This window comes from Methylobacterium sp. J-070 (genome assembly GCF_022829385.1).
GTDB lineage: Bacteria > Pseudomonadota > Alphaproteobacteria > Rhizobiales > Beijerinckiaceae > Methylobacterium.
On sequence record NZ_JAKSXX010000235.1, the window covers coordinates 391,221 to 407,881 of the forward strand.

Genomic DNA, 16,661 nt, shown 5'->3' on the forward strand with positions numbered 1-16,661 from the left:
CCTGCGACTTAAGTACACTGGCTCATTGACGGAAGTCGGGACCGCGAAGCTCCAGCATGAAGCCTTTACCCCGGACGGTGACCAGAACGGGCCCGCCATAGCGGACGAAATCGGCCATCTTCGAGCGGAGATAGCCGATGTAGACATCGACCACGTTCAGGGAGAGCCCGCCCTGGCTGGCCCAGAGCCGGTCGAAGATATCGGCGCGCGAGACTGGCTTGCCGATGTTCTCCATGAGCATCGCCAGCAGGTCGGCCTCGCGGGGGGTCAGCCGGGCACTGGCCTCGCCGCAGCTCGCCTGACGGGTGTCGAAGTCGAGCATCAGCTTGCCGACCGTAATACGCGAGCGCGGCGCTTCCGACTGGGCGCGCCGCATCAGGTGGGTCCGCAGGCGGGCGACCAGCTCGTCGAACGCGAACGGCTTGACGATGTAGTCGTCGGCTCCGAGCGCCAGCCCCTCGGCCCGGTCGCGGATCTCGTCCCGGGCGGAGAGGAACAGGATCGCGCCGGGAAAGCCGCCCTCGCGCAGGGAGCGGCAGACGTCATGGCCGGACCCGTCCGGCAGATTGATGTCGAGGAGCACGGCCCCGGGCGCGGGATCGTGCGCGGCCTTGAGCGCCTCGTCCACGCAGGCCGCCGTGCCGACCTCGAAACCCTCCGCCTCGAGGCCTCGCGCCAGGAGGGCCCGGATGTCGATATCGTCCTCGACGATCAGGATCCGCGTCATGCGGCCGACTCCCTCACCTGTCCGGCGCCGGCCGCGTCCCCGGCCGTTCCGGCATCCCATGCCGGATCGAGGGCCGGGATGTCCAGGCTGACCCGGGCGCCGCGCCCGTCCGGCCCGGACTCCAACCGGATCGTGCCGCCGTGCTGCTCGACGATCCACCGGGCCAGGGCGAGGCCGATGCCGAAGCCGGTCTCGTCGGGCCCCGCGCCCGTGCCGCGCCGGAACCGTTCGAACAGTTCGGCCTCGGGAGCGCCGAAGCCCGACCCGTCGTCGGTGATGGTGATCCGTCCCACCGGACCCGGACCGGTCGCCAGGGCAACCTCGACGCGCGTCAGTCCGGTGGCGTGGCGCAGGGCGTTGTCCACGAGGCTCTCGACGGTCTGCCGGATCCACTCGCGGTCGGCGAGGCACTCGACGTCCCGCGTCCCGGGATCGAGGGTGAGCGCGACCCGCCGGCGCGCGGCCTCCGAGCCCATGTTGTCCACCGCCTCCGACAGGACCAGGGCGAGGCCGAGGGGGCGCTTGTCGAATTCGATCTCGCCCGATTCCGAGCGGGCGACGCGCAGCAGGTCCTCCACCCGCAGCTTCAGCCGCTGCGCCCGCTTCCGGATCGTGGCGAAGATCGGCCCCGGATCGGCGCCCCTCGTCGCGCCCCGCAGGGCGAGGTCGCACTCGCCGAGGATCACCGTGAGGGGCGTGCGCAGCTCGTGACTGACGTCGGCGAAGAAGCGGCGCCGCGACTGGTCGGCGGCTTCGAGGCGGGCATTGGCGGCCCGCAGGTCGGCGGTGCGCGTCGCGACGGTGTCCTCCAGGGCGGCCCGGTCGGCCACCACCCGCGACTCGCGGCGGGCCAGGCGGGCGGCCATGCGGTTGACGTTGGTCATGAGGAGGCCGAGCTCGTCCCGGGTCGCCACGGACAGGCGCGTGTCGAGGGCCCCGTGACCGATGGCGCTCGCCGCCCGGCGAACCTCCTCGATCCGCGCCAGGGTGGGCCGGGTGACGCCGCGATAGAGGATCGCCAGCAGCACCAGGGCCGCCGCCACCGCGGAGGCGGCGGCCCCGCGCAGGCGCGCCGACAGCGCCCGGGCCTGCTCGGAACCCAGCGCCATGCTGCGCCGCTCGGCCTCGATGAGGAACGAGAGCGGTTGCCCGGTCATGGCGCCGAACCCGTTCAGCGCGCCCTTGATAGAGTCCTGTCGCCGCTCCTGGTCGGTCTGGCGACTGATGAGCGTCACCTGCCGGTCGAGCACGGCGCGGGCCGCCCTCAGCTGCGCCATGGGGCGCGTGCGTGCCGCGTACTGCATCCGGTCGGCGGGATCGTCGCTCGGGGGGAAGCTCTTCGCGAGGGCCTCGTCCACGGTGGTCAGCGCGCGGTCGGCGTTGTCGCGGGCGATCGCCATCGCCTCGGGCTGTCCATCGGGATTGCCCACGGTCTCGACGGCCGCGAGACCGAACTGCGTAAGGCGGCCCGACAATTCCGCCAGCAGTTCCAGCCGTCGCTGCGCCTCCAGCGTCCGATCCACGGTCCGTTCCGCCGCGCCGATCGCCGCCAGCGCCGCGGCGGCGGCGAGCACCACCACGATGGCGGTACCCCCGAGCAGCAGCGCGAAGCGGACCTTCAGCGAGCGCATGGTCGCGACACCGTCTCGAAAGCCGGCCGGATCGGCTGCGATCGTCCCGTCCGCACCCTCATCCCGCGGGGCTGGGAGTGATGCTGCCAAGCGGGCTGCGGCGCGGGCCGGAATGGGCCCTGCGGCTGAACCCGGGATCCCGGAATGGCGCCGTAGCGGCCCGGGTCGCGCGCCGGCGCCGAGGGATCAGGCTGAGGGTGGGACATCCGTGACCTTCGAACGCCGGTCGGCGGAGGCCGATCGCCGATCCACGGCCCCGTCGCGGACGCGAGCATGTCACCGCCGGGCCGGAGAACCAAGCCGACTTCACAGATCCTTCGGCACGCTGTCCTTGGCGGCGCAGCGCCAGCGCTCGACATGCCATTCGGGATGCGTGGCCTGCCAGGTCGCCAGTGCGCTCTGGGAGTTGCGCAGGCATACGAACGGGCTCGATTTCTCGAACGACATCTCGATCCGGTCTTCGCGGCAGGTCGAGGGCTGGGCGACGAGGCAGATCGACAGCAGCAGCAGCATGGGCGCGTCCCCGCATTGCCGGCCTCGGACGGGCCGGCTTGGCGCGGAGCATAGGACGCGTCCACGGCCCTTGCCCAGGCGGCGTCAGGCCGCGACCCAGATCTCGCCCTTGGCGATGGTGGCGAGATCGCCCGAGTAGCGGCGCAGCGGCCGGGCGAGGAGATCAGCGTGCTCGGCGCTGAGGCCGCGCAGGGACCGCGCCAGGAGCCGCAGGTACACGAGGTCGTGGGTCCCGGTCTCCACGAAGGTCGCAGCCATCCGGCCGTGCGAACCCAGGACGAGGGTGCCGCGGCGCATGCCGAGACCGGGATGGTCGCCCACGGCGAGGGCGGCCAGGGTGCCGGCGATCATGCGCGAGCCCGCGAAGGCGCCCGCGCGGCCGGCCAGGATCATCCCGCGCCGCATCCGGTCGCCGAGATGCGCCCCTGCCGTGCCGCGGATGATCAGCGTCGCGCCGTCGAGCCCCGCCTTGGCGGCGTAGACCGCGCCGCCGGCGTAGTCCCCGGCGTCGCCCTCGACGGTGATGATGCCGCCGGTCGCTCCGGACGCGGCGTAGGGTCCGGCCGTCCCGGTCACCGTCAGGCGGCCGCCGGCCATGCCCGCGCCGAGGCGCTGGCCGACGTCGCCGGTCACCCGGATCGTCCCGGCCGACAGGGCGGCGCCGACCCGGTCGAGGCGCTCGTGGCCGCCCTCGATGGTCAGGCTGTCGGAGCCGTCGAGGGCCACGGAGAAGCAGTCGCCGAGGCGCACGCCCGTGCGGGTGGTCCCGACGTCCAGGCGCTCGGCCTCGCCTTGGGACAAGCCCTTCAGCGCCAGGGGGTTGATGGCGCGGAAATCCAGCCGCTCGGGCGGGGCCGCGCGCAGGGTGAGGGTGCTCACGGCTCAGCCCTCCGGCTTGGCATCGTCGCGCGCGATCAGGTCGCGCAGGTGATAATGGTGGCGGCCGAGATTGCCGCCGTAATTGCCGGCCGTGACGGCGATCAGCCCGTGCTTCCCGCCGATTTCGGTCGCCGCGTGCAGGCCGGCGCGCATCGAGTCCGACACGCCCTGCGAGGTCAGGGCATCGATCACGATCTCCAGCACCACGCCGCATTCGGCCGGGAGCGCCGAGCCGGCCCGCCCCTTCAGGGTCGGGCAATAGGCGTCGTTGGTCGACGCCATCATGCCCTTGGTCCGTCCGCCGACCTTCGACCCGGAGCGGACGATGCCCCCCGGGAACGGCAGGATCGCCCCCGGCACCGCCTTGGCGGCCTCCACGGCGATCTCGGCCACCTTCAGCGTCTCGGCGTGGTTGCGGCCGAGGAACAGCAGGTTGCCGCCGCCGACCGCGCCGTCGACGGCCCGGACCGAGTCCTCGCACAGGAACTCGCCGTCCATCACCGGGATGCGCCAGTAGCGCCGCGCCTTGCCGGAGGCGTCGGGCAGGCGCTTGGCCACCGCGAAGCCGTCGCCGAAGTAGCGGATCGCGCCGCCGAGCTTGATCTTGTTCGGCCCGTCCACCCCCGCGTAGCAGGCGGTGCCCGGGCAGGTGAGGATGCACTGGCCGACCCGCTTGATCAGCTGCTCCTTGAGGCCGTTCGGCTCGAAGCCGAAGAGCAGGATCCGCACGCCGGGGCGCCCGTCCGGCGTCTCCTCCGGCGACAGCTCGGCATCGATCCCGGCCTCGGCGCCGCAGCCGATCACCGAGGTGGCGAAGCCGGTCATCGTGGTCGCGGCGATCATCGCCCACTTGGCGGTGTCGTTGGTGACCACGATGGCGGTGCCGGCCACATCGAACGCCTCCGCGAAGGTGTCGATGACCCGGATACCGTTGAGGGAGAGGTCAGACATTTTTTTGGGACTTCCGCGACGGCCAGATCCCTCCCCCCTCTGCGGGGGAGGGAGGGCGGGTGCTTGAAAGATCCGGACTACCCTTGAATTCGGCGGACATCGCCATTGTCAGGCCCGACATGCGACCTCCTCGAACACGCCCTCGCCGAACGCGGCATCGGGCACCGCGAAGCTGTCGAGTCCCTCGCCGAACCGCTCCGTGAGGTAGGTATCGGCGCGCTTCGCCATGGCCTTGTCGGCCTCGACGGTGAGCGACAGCGTGCGCCCGGTGCGCCACTCCACCACCTCGCCGTCCTCGACGATCGGCACGCCGTCCTTGAGGACGAGCTTCGCGGCGGTGAACATGGCGGTGCGGTCGCTGTCGTCCCGGTAGACCGCGACGTCGGCCCGGGCGCCGGCCCGGAGATGCCCGCGGTCGGCAAGGCCGAGGAGCTTGGCCGGCCCGGAGCGGGTCAGCTGCGCGATCTCCGAGAGCGTGTACTCGCGCTCCAGGCCCGGCAGGCTCGAGCGCTCGCCCACGACGCCGGGCAGGGTGGCGATCTCGCGGTCGCGCTCCGACTTGTCCATCAGCAGGTGGATGATCCGCGGGTACTGGGTGAACGGGCCGCCGTTCGGGTGGTCGGTGGTCAGGATCGTCCGCTCGGGATCGGTGGAGAGCAGCATGATCTCCAGGCCGATCGCCCATTGCAGCGAGCTGGTCGGGCCCCGGGGCCGGTACAAGAACGGCACCACGCCGCCGCCCTCGGCGTCGCCGGCGTTCAGCACCCACTTCTTCGGCTTCGCGCCCTTCCGTCCCGCGAACTGCCGCAGGATGTCGAGGGAGACGGTCACGGTCTGGCCGAACACCACCTGCCCGATATCGAGGGTCGCGTTCGGGTTGTCGGCGATCGCCTGGGCGATCCGCTCCGCGGCCGAGCGGAAGCCGCCGGTGCCGGGATTGGCTGGATCGACGGCGCCGTAGGCGTAGAACTGGGCGTGGGCGAAGTGGATGCGTCGGCCTTCCGCCGCATCGAGGGTCGCCATGAAGCTGTCGTCCGCTCCGGGCAGGCCCAGGTTGTTGCAGTGGACGTGGAGCGGGTGCGGGACGCCGATCTCTTCGACCGCGTCGAGGAGCGAGCCCATGATCTGGCGCGTCGACAGCCCGTAGCAGGGGATCTCGTCGTCGAGGGAGAGGCGCAGCGCCCCGTCCTTGAAGGCGGAGGCGCCGCCGGCGTTGATGCACTTCACCCCGAGCCCGCGGGACTGGGCGACCGAGAGGGCGACGAGGTCGCGGACCGCATCGCCGCCCTGCCGCTCGCGCAGCAGCTGCAGCAGCTGGTCGTCGTTGCCCATCACGGTGAGGGCGCCCCGGTCGAGCAGGGGGATGTCGGCGAGTTCGAGCTGGGTCCCCAGGGCGTGGGTCGGCGGCATCGCCGGCTCGACCGCCGTCGTGTAGCCCATCCGCGCATAGGTCGCGCCGATCCAGGCCGCCGCGCCGCCGGCATGGGCGAAGGGATGGCCGTCCGGGGCGGCCTCGCTCACGTAGAGGTCGGGCAGGAGCAGCCGCGAGGTGATCACGTTGCCGCCGGCGATGTGCGAGTGCACCTCGACGCCGCCGGCCATGACCACGCAGCCCGCCGCGTCGATCACCGCGTCGGGCTCGCGGCCCGGCGGATCGACCACGCGGCCGTCCTCGATCCAGACGTCCCCGACGGAATCGCGGGACGCGGTGGGATCGACGACGCGCCCGCCCCGGATCACGCTCAGCATGCGGAGTCACTCCTCGACGCGGGCCGGCTCTTGGCCAGGCGCTCCTTGAGCGCGCGCAGCACCGATGCGGCCGACGGCAGATCCGATGGCGCCGCGGCCGGCCGGAAGGTCAGCGCGGCGCGCTGCTCGTTCCACAACACGCCGCCGTGGTCGTGGCCGGGGCGGCCGACCGCCACGACCACCTCGGCGCTCTGCGCTTCGGCGTCCGAAACCAGCGCCACGGACGGCACCGCGGACAGCCAGTCCGGGCGCGCCACCGGCACGGAGGCGAGCCAGAGCACGGCGTCGACCTCGCCGGCGGCGACCTGCCGGGCGGCGTCGAAGCGCCAGGGATCGTGCTCGGGCACGCGCCGGCCGAAGCCGCTGCGGGGCGCCTGACCGGTCAGCCAGGCCGAGACCGGGACCACGGCCCGGTCCTGCCCGGCTCCGTTCACCGCGAGGGTGAAGCAGCGCGTGGTCTCGCACAGCGCCATGGCCAGGCCCTGAAGCATCTCGACGCCGGCCTCGCCGAGCTCGGCGGGATCGTACAGCAGGACGCCGTACCGGGCGGCGGCGAGGCGGGCGGCGATCTGGCCGGGAAGCGCGTCGCCGGCGAGATGGCCGCGGGCATGGGCGCTCAGCAGGCCGACGGCCTCCGGCAGCCCGCCCTCCGCGGCCCAGGACAGCGAGGCGGTGGCATTCGCGCCGACCGCCAGCAGGGCGCGCTCCGATCCGGCGGCGCGGCCGCGGGTGGGATTGGCATCGATCAGACGTTTCAGGAGCGGGTCCTGCCAGGCGGCGGCGCCCACCACCAGCACCACGTCGGCGCGGCCCACGGCCTCCGCCGGCGTCGTGGTCAGGGCGCCGCTCCGGCTCAGCGCGCCGAGTTCGGCGTAGGTCCCCACCGAGCCGGCGGTATCGACCGAGGCGCCGATGCGCCCCGCGAGGTCGAAGGCCCCACGGATCGCCGCCACGTCGGCGCTGAGCCCGGCGATCACCGGTGCGCGCGCCTTGGCGAGGAGGGACGCGGCCGCCTCGATGGCGGCGTCCGCGTCCGTCGCGCCACCCTTCACCCAGGCTGCCATGCTCCCTCTCGCAACGTTCTTGCTTGGCTCTCGGAGCGGGCGACGGCCGTAAGACCGGACGAAGTAGGGTCGCCCCCTGACGGGGCCCCCACAGAGTCGGAATGGCGCGCCCGCCCGGCGAGGTCCGGGCAGACGGCAAACTCGGCACGCCGTCGCGGGCCCTAGGTTTGCATTCATCCGCGCACCGCGGCAAGGGGGTCCGGCCGATCGACCTCACGATCCCGCTGCTCCGGCAGCGCGCGGCGTGGGACAAGCGCGCCGATCATGCGGCCCGCCGGCGGGATTCGAGGGGATTGCGGTGGACGAGGTCCCCGAGCGGAACGAGGCGACGGACGACGGCGCTGTGCGGGTCGAGGCGCCGGCGCGGCTTCATTTCGGGTTTCTGGACCTGCACGGCGGGCTCGGCCGTCGCTTCGGCAGCATCGGGCTCGCCATCGATGAACCCGCGCTCGCGCTGACCGCGCGCCGTTCGGCCCGCGGCACGGTGGAAGGCCCCGAGGCCGATCGCGTCCGCGGCTACCTCCAGGCCGCCGCGGCCCATCTCGGCTGCGGCACGGACGTGGCGATGACCGTCGAGCGGGTGATCCCCGCCCATGCGGGCTTCGGCTCCGGCACGCAGCTCGCCCTGTCGGTGGCGGCGGCGCTGGCGCGCCTGAACCGCTCGCCGTTCGCGGCGGACGCCTTCGCGGACTCCCTGGACCGCGGCAACCGCTCCGGCGTCGGCCTGTGCGCCTTCACGACGGGGGGCCTGATCGTCGACGGCGGCCGCGGCCCGGATGGGGGACCGCCCCCGGTCATCGCGCGGCTGCCCTATCCGGAGGCCTGGCGGATCGTCCTCATCCTCGATTCGAGCATGGCCGGCGTGCACGGCACCCGCGAGGTCGAGGCGTTCCGCGACCTGCCGCGCTTCCCCGAGGCCGAGGCCGCGGAGATCTGCCGGATCACGCTGATGCAGGTCCTGCCCGCCGTCGCCCTCTCCGAACCGCGGGGGTTCGGATCCGGGATCACCCGGATCCAGGATCTGATCGGCGATCATTTCGCCCCCCACCAGGGCGGCCGCTACGCCAGCCCCGCGGTGGCGCAGGCGCTCGCCGCCGCCGCCGCGCAGGGTGTGCCCGGCTACGGTCAGTCCTCCTGGGGTCCGACCGGCTTCGCGCTGGTGCCCTCGGAGGCCGAGGCCCGGGCCCTGGTGACGAGCCTCGACCGGGGCGGCCCGCTCCGCTTCCTCATTGCCCGCGGCCGCAACAGCGGCGCGTCGATAACCGGACCGAACTGAGTCGGCCGTTGCGGGCTTGACCCGGGGCACGGCTCCGGGTTTGGACGGTGCGCAGGCGCGCCGGACGCGCGCCGCACGAGGATGCCATGGCCCGCTCGATCCTCCATATGCTGACGCCCCTCCGGCACATGAGCCCGTTCGACGTGAACATGGCCGTGGATGCCGGCTTCGAGACGGTCATGACCTACACCGAGGTCAGCCTCGCCGACGTGGTCTCGCTGACCCAGGATTCGATCTTCTCGCGCGCCCCGGCCGACGGCACCCGGACGGGCATCTTCATCGGCGGCAAGAACGCCGAGGACGCCCTCGACATGGTCGACCGCGCCAAGAAGGCGTTCGTGCCGCCCTTCGTGAACCACGTCTTCGCCGACCCGGCGGGCTCCTTCACCACCGGGGCCGCCATGGTGGCGCAGGTCTCCCGCGCGCTGCGGCAGAAATTCAACACCGATCTCACCGGCAAGCGCATCGTGATCTTCGGCGGCGCCGGCGTCGTCGCCTACGTGGCGGCGGTGATCGGCGCCCTGCAGGGGGCCACCACCGTGCTGGTCGGCCATGACGGCGAGGAGCGCGTCTCGAAGATCGCCTTCACGATGAAATGGCGCTTCGGCATCGAGGTCGGCGCCGTCGACGGCACCACGCCCGAGGACCGCCGTGCCGCCATCCGGGACGCGGACGTGATCCTCTCGGCCGGGCCGGCGGGCATCCCGATCCTCTCGGCGGAGGATCTGGAGGCGGCGCCCAAGCTCCTCGTCGCCTCCGACGTCAACGCCGTGCCGCCCGCCGGCATCGCGGGCATCGACGTCAACGCGGTCGACGTGCCGCTGCCCACCGGCCGGGGCGTGGGCATCGGCGCGCTGGCGGTCGGCAACGTGAAGTACCAGACCCAGCGGCAGCTGTTCGACCGGATGCTCGCCTCCGACACGCCGCTCTGCCTCGACTTCCGCGACGCGTACACCCTCGCGGTGGAGATCGCCGGCTAGGGCGATCCGGACCGGTCCCGGATGGCGGACGGGGTCCTGATCGCCGCGCAGGCCGGCCGCGCCCTGGCCGAGGCGGCGCGCCGCGCCGGGCTTCGCCCCTACGTGGCCGACCTGTTCGGCGATTCCGACACGCTCGCGCTGGCGGAAGCGCACGAGATGCTGCCCGGTCGTCTCGGCGCCGCGCCGGACGGGGACGCGACCCTGGCGGCGCTCGACCGTCTGGCCGCGATGGCCGGGCCCTCGGTCGGCTTGATCCTCGGCAGCGGCTTCGAGGACGCGCCCGGCCTCGTCGCCCGGCTCGCCGGCCGGCACCGGCTGATCGGCGCCTCGGCCGACACCCTCGCGGCGCTGAAGGATCCGCAGGCCTTCGCCAGGCTCTGCGCGCGCCTCGGCGTGCCGCATCCCGCGATCGCGACGGAGCCGCCGGCGGATCCCGCCGGCTGGCTGCTCAAGCGGGGAGGCGGCAGCGGCGGCACGCACATCCGGTCGGCCACCCGCTCACGGGCGCCCGAGGGCCATTACTTTCAGACCCGGGTGCCGGGACGACCGCACGCGCTGAATTTCGTGGCCGACGGCCGCACGATCCGGATCCTGGCGATCACCGAGCAATGGTGTGCGCCGACGCCGATCCGGCCCTATCGCTACGCCGGGGCGCTGGTCCGCGGCGTCGGCGAGACCCCGGCGCTGCCGGGGGGGACCGTCGACGCCATCGCGGACGGCACCGAGCGGATCGTCGCGGCGACCGGCCTGCGCGGGCTCGGCAGCGCCGACGTGCTGGTCGACGGATCGGGCTGGTGGCTCACCGAGATCAACCCCCGGCCCGGCGCGACGCTCGATGTCCTCGACCGGCGGGCGACGCCGCTGCTGGCGGCGCATATCGCGGCCTGTCTCGGGACGATGCCGGACCTCGGTCCGTCGCCGGCGGATGCGGCGGCCGCGCAGATCTGTTACGCGGATCGGGAGCATGCGCCCGTCCCGCACGTCGCATGGCCGGACTACGTGCGCGACCGACCGCGTTCCGGCTCGGTGGTCCGCCGCGATGCACCCCTCTGCACGGTCCTGGCCGAAGGCGCCGACCGGACGGAGGCTTGCGCCTTGTTGGAGACGCGGACGGCGCGGCTTCGGGCCGGTCTCGCGCGAAAAACGTTACACCCCGAGGAACCCCTGTCATGAGTGCCAGCCAGTCCTATCCCAGCGTCAACGCGCTCTCGGCGCCGCTCGTCGAGCGGCTCGTGGCGGACGCCGCGACCCTGCGGCTCGCCGTGTCGCAAACGGCCGGCGGCGTTCGGATGGTCGATGCCGGCGCCCAGGCGCGGGGCTCGATCGAGGCCGGGCGGCGCATCGCCGAGATCTGCCTCGGCGGCCTCGGCACCGTGACCATCGCGCCGAGCGGGCCGATCGCGTCGTGGCCGCACTCGGTGACGGTCCACGCGGCCGACCCGGTGCTGGCCTGCCTGGGAAGCCAGTACGCGGGCTGGAGCCTCGCGGACGACACCGGGGATTCGGGCTTCTTCGCCCTCGGCTCGGGGCCGGGCCGGGCGGTGGCCGCCGTCGAGGACCTGTACGGCGAACTCGGCTACCGGGATTCCGCCACCAAGACCGCGCTGGTGCTCGAGGCGGCCGGCGGCCCGCCCGACAGCGTGGTCGCCAAGGTCGCGGAGGCGTCCGGCCTGCGCCCCGATGACCTGACCTTCATCTTCGCGCCGACCCAGAGCCTCGCCGGTTCCACCCAGGTGGTGGCCCGCGTGCTGGAGGTGGCCCTGCACAAGGCCCACACGGTGGGCTTCGACCTGCACGCCATCGTCGACGGGATCGGCTCGGCGCCCCTGTCGCCGCCGCATCCGGACTTCATCAAGGCGATGGGCCGCACGAACGACGCGATCATCTACGGCGGACGCGTTCAGCTCTTCGTCGATGCCGACGATGCGGACGCCAGACAGCTCGCCGAGCAGCTGCCCTCGACCACCTCGAGCGACCACGGCGCCCCCTTCGCCGACATCTTCGCCCGGGTGAACGGCGACTTCTACAAGATCGACGGCGCCCTGTTCTCGCCGGCCGAGGCGATCGTCACGTCGGTGCGGACTGGCGCCACCTACCGCGGCGGCCGCCTGGAGCCGACGCTGGTGGAAGCCTCCTTCGCCTGAGGCGCGCGCCGGGCCCCTGGCCGGAGCGGGCGTCGATTGCCGCCGACCGGGGCCCCGGTCCTCCCCTCTGTCCCTCTCCCGCACGGGAGGGGGCCCCGTGCGCCGACCCGCCGTCGGACCGCCGCGCACGCCGCGTGTCCGGCGGCGCCGCTCCCAGCGGGACGCCGCCCTCATCCCATGAAGCGCTTCCATCCGTGACGATCAGGACCCCCATGCGCATCGGGCTCGCGGCCGAGAACGGCACCTGGCACAGGAACCGCCTGCTGTCCGCGCTGCGCGCACAGGGGGTCGAGCCCGTGCTGTTCTCGCTGGCCGACGTGGCGGTCGTCACCGGCGGTGGCGAGCCGCTGCGGATCCCGGGCTTCCCGGACGCGCTGCCCGACGGGGTGCTGATGCGGACCATCGCGGGCGGCACCTTCGAGGCCACCACGATGCGGCTCGGCGTGCTGCATGCCCTGGTGGCGGCGGGCGTCACGGTCTGGAACGCGCCGACCGCGATCGAGCGCTCGGTGGACAAGGCGGCCACCTCGCTGCTCATCGCCCGGGCCGGCCTGCCGACCCCCGCGACCTGGGTGTTCTCGAAGCGCGAGGCCGCGGCCGCCCTGGTGGCGGACGAGGCGCGGCCGGGCGCGCCGCTCGTGCTCAAGCCGCTGTTCGGCTCGCAGGGGGAGGGTCTCGCCCTGATCGAGCGGCCGGAGGACCTCCCGGACGAGGAGGCGGTGGCGCGGGTCTATTACCTCCAGCGCTACGTGCCCCGCCGGGACGGCCTCTGGCGCGACTACCGGGTGTTCGTCTGCGACGGGCGGGCCCTGGCCGGCATGATCCGCGAGGGCGACGGCTGGATCACCAACGTCCACCGGGGCGGCCGGCCGCTGCCCTGGGCGATGCCGCGGGCGGCGGCCGAGCTCGCCGAGGCGGCGGCCGGCGCGGTCGGCGTCGATTATTCCGGCGTGGATCTCGTCGAGGACGGGGAGGGCGGCTTCTCCATCCTGGAGGTCAATTCCATGCCCGCCTGGTCGGGTCTCCAGACCGTGTGCGAGACCGAGATCGCCGCCGCGGTGGTCCGGGGCTTCCTGGCGGCCGTCCGCGGCGCCAGCCGTCCCCGGCTCGTGGTGGCATGACCCGGCTCGACGCGGGCCTGATCGCCACGCTCTACCGGGCCGCCTGCCTCGCCGAACTCGACGCCCTGAAGCCCGGCAACGTCCACGCCTACGCGGCCGGCCACCGCATGGTGGTGGCGGATTTCGTGAGAAGCGCCGAGGCCTCGGCCGCGCCGCTGACTGAGGCCGGGGCAGGGGTCGGCGCGCGGATCCGCGACGGCGTCGCGGCGACCGTCGCGGCGGTGGGCCAGAACACGAATCTCGGCATCCTGCTGCTCTGCGCCCCTCTCGCGGCCGCCGCCGAACGGGGACAGCCGGTGGCGAGCGTGCTGGACGGTCTCGACGGGGCCGATTCGGCGGCCGTCTTCGCGGCGATCCGCATGGCCAATCCGGGCGGCCTCGGCCGCGCCGGCCGCCACGACGTCGCGGCCGATCCGCCCGCCTCGTTGTTGGACGCCATGGCGGAGGCGGCCGACCGCGACCGGATCGCCCGCGCCTACGTCACCGGCTTCGACGACCTGCGGACGATCGGCCTTCCGGCTCTGGCCGAGGCACGGAGCGCGGGGCTCGACCCGTCCTGGTGCACCACGGCGATCCATCTCGCCTACCTGACGGCGGTCCCCGACAGCCACGTCGTCCGCAGGCACGGCGCCGCGGCGGCCGAGGCCCTCCGCCGCGAGGTCGCGACGGCGTGCGCCGGCCTCGACCTCGCGTCCCGGCCGGTGGCACCGCTCCTCGCCCTCGACGCCGGCCTGAAGGCGCGCGGCCTGAACCCGGGGACGAGCGCGGATTTCACGGTCGCGACGCTGTTCTGGGACGCCCTCGCGGCGGCCGGCGCCGCGCCGGCCTGAACCCCGCGGGCGTTCGGAAGTTCCCAGGGGCGGACCGATAGAAATTCCTTCGTGTCAGGGCCTTGCGCGGGTTGTGACCCGCTGGGCCCCGCTGTAGGGTCCGCCGCGCTGTCCGGCCCAACCGGCTCGGCTCATCCGGCTCGGCCGGCATGGTCGGGCGCCGATAACAAGGATGGCTTCCCGGCCGCGGCACCGCCCGGCGCGCGGCTCTATTTCGGAATCCAGGGAGAGACACCGAATGGCGAAGATCACCAAGGTTCAGGTCGGCGAAGCACTCGTCGGCGACGGCAACGAGGTCGCCCACATCGACCTCATCATCGGACCGCGCGGTTCGCCCGCCGAGACCGCGTTCTGCAACGGCCTCGTGAACAACAAGCACGGCTTCACCAGCCTTCTCGCGGTCATCGCGCCGAACCTGCCGTGCAAGCCGAACACGCTGATGTTCAACAAGGTCACCATCAACGACGCCCGTCAGGCCGTCCAGATGTTCGGCCCGGCCCAGCACGGCGTTGCCAAGGCCGTGCAGGACTCGGTCGCCGAGGGCATCATCCCGGCGGACGAGGCCGACGACCTGTTCATCCTGGTCGGCGTGTTCATCCACTGGGAGGCGGCCGACGACGCCAAGATCCAGAAGTACAACTACGAGGCGACCAAGCTGTCGATCCAGCGCGCCGTCAACGGCGAGCCGAAGGCTTCGACCGTCACCGAGCAGCGCAACTCCGCGCAGCATCCCTTCGCCGCCAACGCTTAGATCGGGGACGGTCCTGGGCAGAGCGAGCCTCCGCCCGCACCGCGGGGCCTGCTCCAGCGACTGGCTTCGATCTTCTTAGGCCGATAGGGCTCCTGACGGGACGGCGAAAGCCGTCCCGTTTTTTTGTGGCCGATACGCCCCGCCTCGGATGCGTCCGGGGCGACGCGGCCCGCGTTCAATAGCAGGCGACCTGGACCGTGAATTCGCGCGCCTTCTCGGCGATCGCGGCGCCATCCATCGGGTCGCTGGTCCGCACGGCGATCGGGGGTTGGACCCCGTTCGCTTCGAGGAAGTTCAGCGCGATCATCGACTTGATCGCGAAGTTCACGTTCTGCGGAACGTCGCCCGACGCGAACGCCACCTGCTTGGACTGGATCACCCCGATCACGTTGCCGTACTGGTCCAGCGCGGGACCGCCGCTGTTGCCCTGGTGGACCGGCGCCGAGATCTGGATCTTGCGCGTGTCGTCACCGGAGCCCGCCGTCGCCGTCACGTTGCCGATGGTAAAGTTCCCGGTGGACGCCAGGACATCGCTCTGCGGGTAGCCGTAGACGTAGACGCTCTCGCCGAGCCGCGCCCGGACCGACAGCGGCGGCACCACCGCCTGCGGCACATCCGTGGTCAGGACCGCCAGGTCGTTGGTCGCATCGCCGGCGATGTACCGGGCCTTCACCGGCGGGCGGCCGGGCTGCCGGACCCGGTAGTCCGTGCATCCGGCGACGACGTGGTTGTTGGTCAGGACGTGCCCGCGCTCCGAGACGTAGAATCCGGTGCCGGTGCTCATGGTGCCGGCCTCGAGCTTGCGCGGCGCCGCCGGCCCGGGGGTCTCCTGGGCCGCGGCACGCGTCGCGTCCTTCTGGCAGCCGATGACGGCCTCGAACGCCTCCGTCGATCCGACCAGCGACAGGACGGCGATCTGCCGACCCTGGAACAGAACGCTGATGCTGCCGGCGCTCGACAGGTCGGCGGAGCGACCGATCACCCGTCCGCGATGATGGCCGCCGCAAGCCGCAATAAGAAAAGGGGCCGCCTCTCGGCGACCCCCTCCCAGTCTTACAGGTTGGCTTGGACTTAGAAGTCCATGCCGCCCATGCCGCCGCCGCCCGGCATCGGGGGGGCGCCGCTGTCCTTCTTCGGCGCGTCGGCGACCATCGCCTCGGTGGTCACCAGTAGGCCGGCGACCGAAGCCGCATCCTGCAGGGCGGTGCGCACGACCTTAGCCGGGTCGACGATGCCGGCCTGGATCATGTCGACATACTCCTCGGTCTGGGCGTTGAAGCCGTAGGTCTCCGAAGAGGTGTTGTCGGTGATCTTGCCGACCACGATCGAGCCTTCGACGCCCGCGTTCTGGGCGATCTGGCGGAGCGGCGCCTCGAGGGCCTTGAGCACGATCTTGATGCCGGCCTGGACGTCCGGGATTTCGCTCTTCAGCTCGGAGACCGCCTTCTTGGCGCGCAGCAGCGCGGTGCCGCCGCCCGGGACGATGCCCTCCTCGACCGCCGCGCGGGTGGCGTTGAGGGCGTCGTCGACCCGGTCCTTCTTCTCCTTGACCTCGACCTCGGTCGCGCCGCCGACGCGGATCACCGCGACGCCGCCCGCGAGCTTGGCCAGGCGCTCCTGGAGCTTCTCCCGATCGTAGTCCGAGGTCGTCTCCTCGATTTGCGCCTTGATCTGCGCGATCCGGCCCTCGATGTCGGACTTCTCGCCGACGCCGTCGATGATCGTGGTGTTCTCCTTCTCGATCCGAACCCGCTTGGCGCGGCCGAGCATGGGGAGCGTCACGTTCTCGAGCTTGATCCCGAGATCCTCGGCGATCATCTGGCCCTTCGTGAGGATCGCGATGTCCTCCAGCATCGCCTTGCGGCGGTCGCCGAAGCCCGGCGCCTTCACGGCCGCGACCTTCAGGCCGCCGCGCAGCTTGTTCACCACCAGCGTGGCGAGCGCCTCGCCCTCGATGTCCTCGGCGATGATCAGCAGCGGCTTGCCGGTCTGGACCACGGCCTCGAGCACCGGCAGCATCGCCTGCAGCGACGACAGCTTCTTCT

16 protein-coding genes are annotated in these 16,661 nt (G+C 72.7%); 7 read left to right on the plus strand and 9 right to left on the minus strand.

Annotated features, from left to right (window positions below; all coding sequences use genetic code 11):
• Positions 1-22: 22 nt before the first annotated feature.
• From MKL01_RS26740 to MKL01_RS26770, 7 genes are all read right to left on the minus strand, one after another.
• Positions 23-727: a response regulator transcription factor gene (locus MKL01_RS26740; protein WP_243908191.1), complete on the minus strand. Its 705-nt coding sequence runs from the start codon at positions 725-727 to the stop codon at positions 23-25.
• Positions 724-2,358, minus strand: coding sequence for a sensor histidine kinase (locus MKL01_RS26745; protein ID WP_243908192.1), 1,635 nt, complete (start codon positions 2,356-2,358; stop codon positions 724-726). The genes MKL01_RS26740 and MKL01_RS26745 overlap by 4 nt, the downstream gene beginning before the upstream one ends.
• A 306-nt stretch (positions 2,359-2,664) precedes the next feature.
• The gene (locus MKL01_RS26750) at positions 2,665-2,871 is read right to left on the minus strand and encodes a hypothetical protein (RefSeq protein WP_243908193.1); all 207 of its coding nucleotides are present in this window, start codon (positions 2,869-2,871) and stop codon (positions 2,665-2,667) included.
• Positions 2,872-2,955: 84 nt separating this feature from the next.
• Positions 2,956-3,750 carry a formylmethanofuran dehydrogenase subunit C gene (locus tag MKL01_RS26755; protein ID WP_243908194.1) on the minus strand — a complete coding sequence of 265 codons (795 nt, stop codon included), beginning with the start codon at positions 3,748-3,750 and terminating at the stop codon, positions 2,956-2,958.
• A 3-nt stretch (positions 3,751-3,753) separates the two neighbouring features.
• Positions 3,754-4,701, minus strand: coding sequence for a formylmethanofuran--tetrahydromethanopterin N-formyltransferase (gene fhcD / locus MKL01_RS26760; RefSeq protein WP_243908195.1), 948 nt, complete (start codon positions 4,699-4,701; stop codon positions 3,754-3,756).
• Between the two features lie 108 nt (positions 4,702-4,809).
• Positions 4,810-6,450 carry a formylmethanofuran dehydrogenase subunit A gene (locus MKL01_RS26765; RefSeq protein ID WP_243908196.1) on the minus strand — a complete coding sequence of 547 codons (1,641 nt, stop codon included), beginning with the start codon at positions 6,448-6,450 and terminating at the stop codon, positions 4,810-4,812.
• Positions 6,444-7,514: a formyltransferase gene (locus MKL01_RS26770; RefSeq protein ID WP_243908197.1), complete on the minus strand. Its 1,071-nt coding sequence runs from the start codon at positions 7,512-7,514 to the stop codon at positions 6,444-6,446. The genes MKL01_RS26765 and MKL01_RS26770 overlap by 7 nt, the downstream gene beginning before the upstream one ends.
• Positions 7,515-7,812: 298 nt before the next feature.
• Between MKL01_RS26770 and MKL01_RS26775 the strand changes: the two genes are divergently transcribed.
• The 7 genes from MKL01_RS26775 (at position 7,813) to fae (ending at position 14,616) form a co-directional block, all read left to right on the plus strand.
• Positions 7,813-8,790 carry a beta-ribofuranosylaminobenzene 5'-phosphate synthase family protein gene (locus tag MKL01_RS26775; RefSeq protein ID WP_243908198.1) on the plus strand — a complete coding sequence of 326 codons (978 nt, stop codon included), beginning with the start codon at positions 7,813-7,815 and terminating at the stop codon, positions 8,788-8,790.
• Between the two features lie 86 nt (positions 8,791-8,876).
• On the plus strand, positions 8,877-9,770 hold the full coding sequence (locus MKL01_RS26780) for an NAD(P)-dependent methylenetetrahydromethanopterin dehydrogenase (RefSeq protein ID WP_243908199.1): 894 nt from the start codon (positions 8,877-8,879) through the stop codon (positions 9,768-9,770).
• Positions 9,771-9,791: 21 nt separating this feature from the next.
• A complete protein-coding gene (locus MKL01_RS26785; RefSeq protein ID WP_243908200.1) occupies positions 9,792-10,943 on the plus strand; it encodes an ATP-grasp domain-containing protein in 1,152 nt (383 codons plus the stop codon).
• Positions 10,940-11,914 carry a methenyltetrahydromethanopterin cyclohydrolase gene (mch, locus tag MKL01_RS26790; RefSeq protein ID WP_243908201.1) on the plus strand — a complete coding sequence of 325 codons (975 nt, stop codon included), beginning with the start codon at positions 10,940-10,942 and terminating at the stop codon, positions 11,912-11,914. The genes MKL01_RS26785 and mch overlap by 4 nt, the downstream gene beginning before the upstream one ends.
• Before the next feature lie 212 nt (positions 11,915-12,126).
• The gene (locus tag MKL01_RS26795; RefSeq protein ID WP_243908202.1) at positions 12,127-13,035 is read left to right on the plus strand and encodes a RimK family alpha-L-glutamate ligase; all 909 of its coding nucleotides are present in this window, start codon (positions 12,127-12,129) and stop codon (positions 13,033-13,035) included.
• On the plus strand, positions 13,032-13,865 hold the full coding sequence (locus MKL01_RS26800; protein ID WP_243908203.1) for a triphosphoribosyl-dephospho-CoA synthase: 834 nt from the start codon (positions 13,032-13,034) through the stop codon (positions 13,863-13,865). Before MKL01_RS26795 ends, MKL01_RS26800 begins: the two co-directional genes overlap by 4 nt.
• 238 nt (positions 13,866-14,103) lie before the next feature.
• Positions 14,104-14,616 (plus strand): 5,6,7,8-tetrahydromethanopterin hydro-lyase, encoded by a 513-nt coding sequence (gene fae, locus MKL01_RS26805; RefSeq protein WP_243908204.1) that lies wholly within the window; start codon positions 14,104-14,106, stop codon positions 14,614-14,616.
• Positions 14,617-14,791: 175 nt separating this feature from the next.
• Here fae and MKL01_RS26810 read toward each other — a convergent pair whose 3' ends face one another.
• Positions 14,792-15,598 carry a S1C family serine protease gene (locus MKL01_RS26810; RefSeq protein ID WP_243908205.1) on the minus strand — a complete coding sequence of 269 codons (807 nt, stop codon included), beginning with the start codon at positions 15,596-15,598 and terminating at the stop codon, positions 14,792-14,794.
• A gap of 89 nt (positions 15,599-15,687) precedes the next feature.
• On the minus strand, positions 15,688-16,661 hold a 974-nt coding region (groEL, locus tag MKL01_RS26815; RefSeq protein ID WP_243908206.1), incomplete at its 5' end, for a chaperonin GroEL.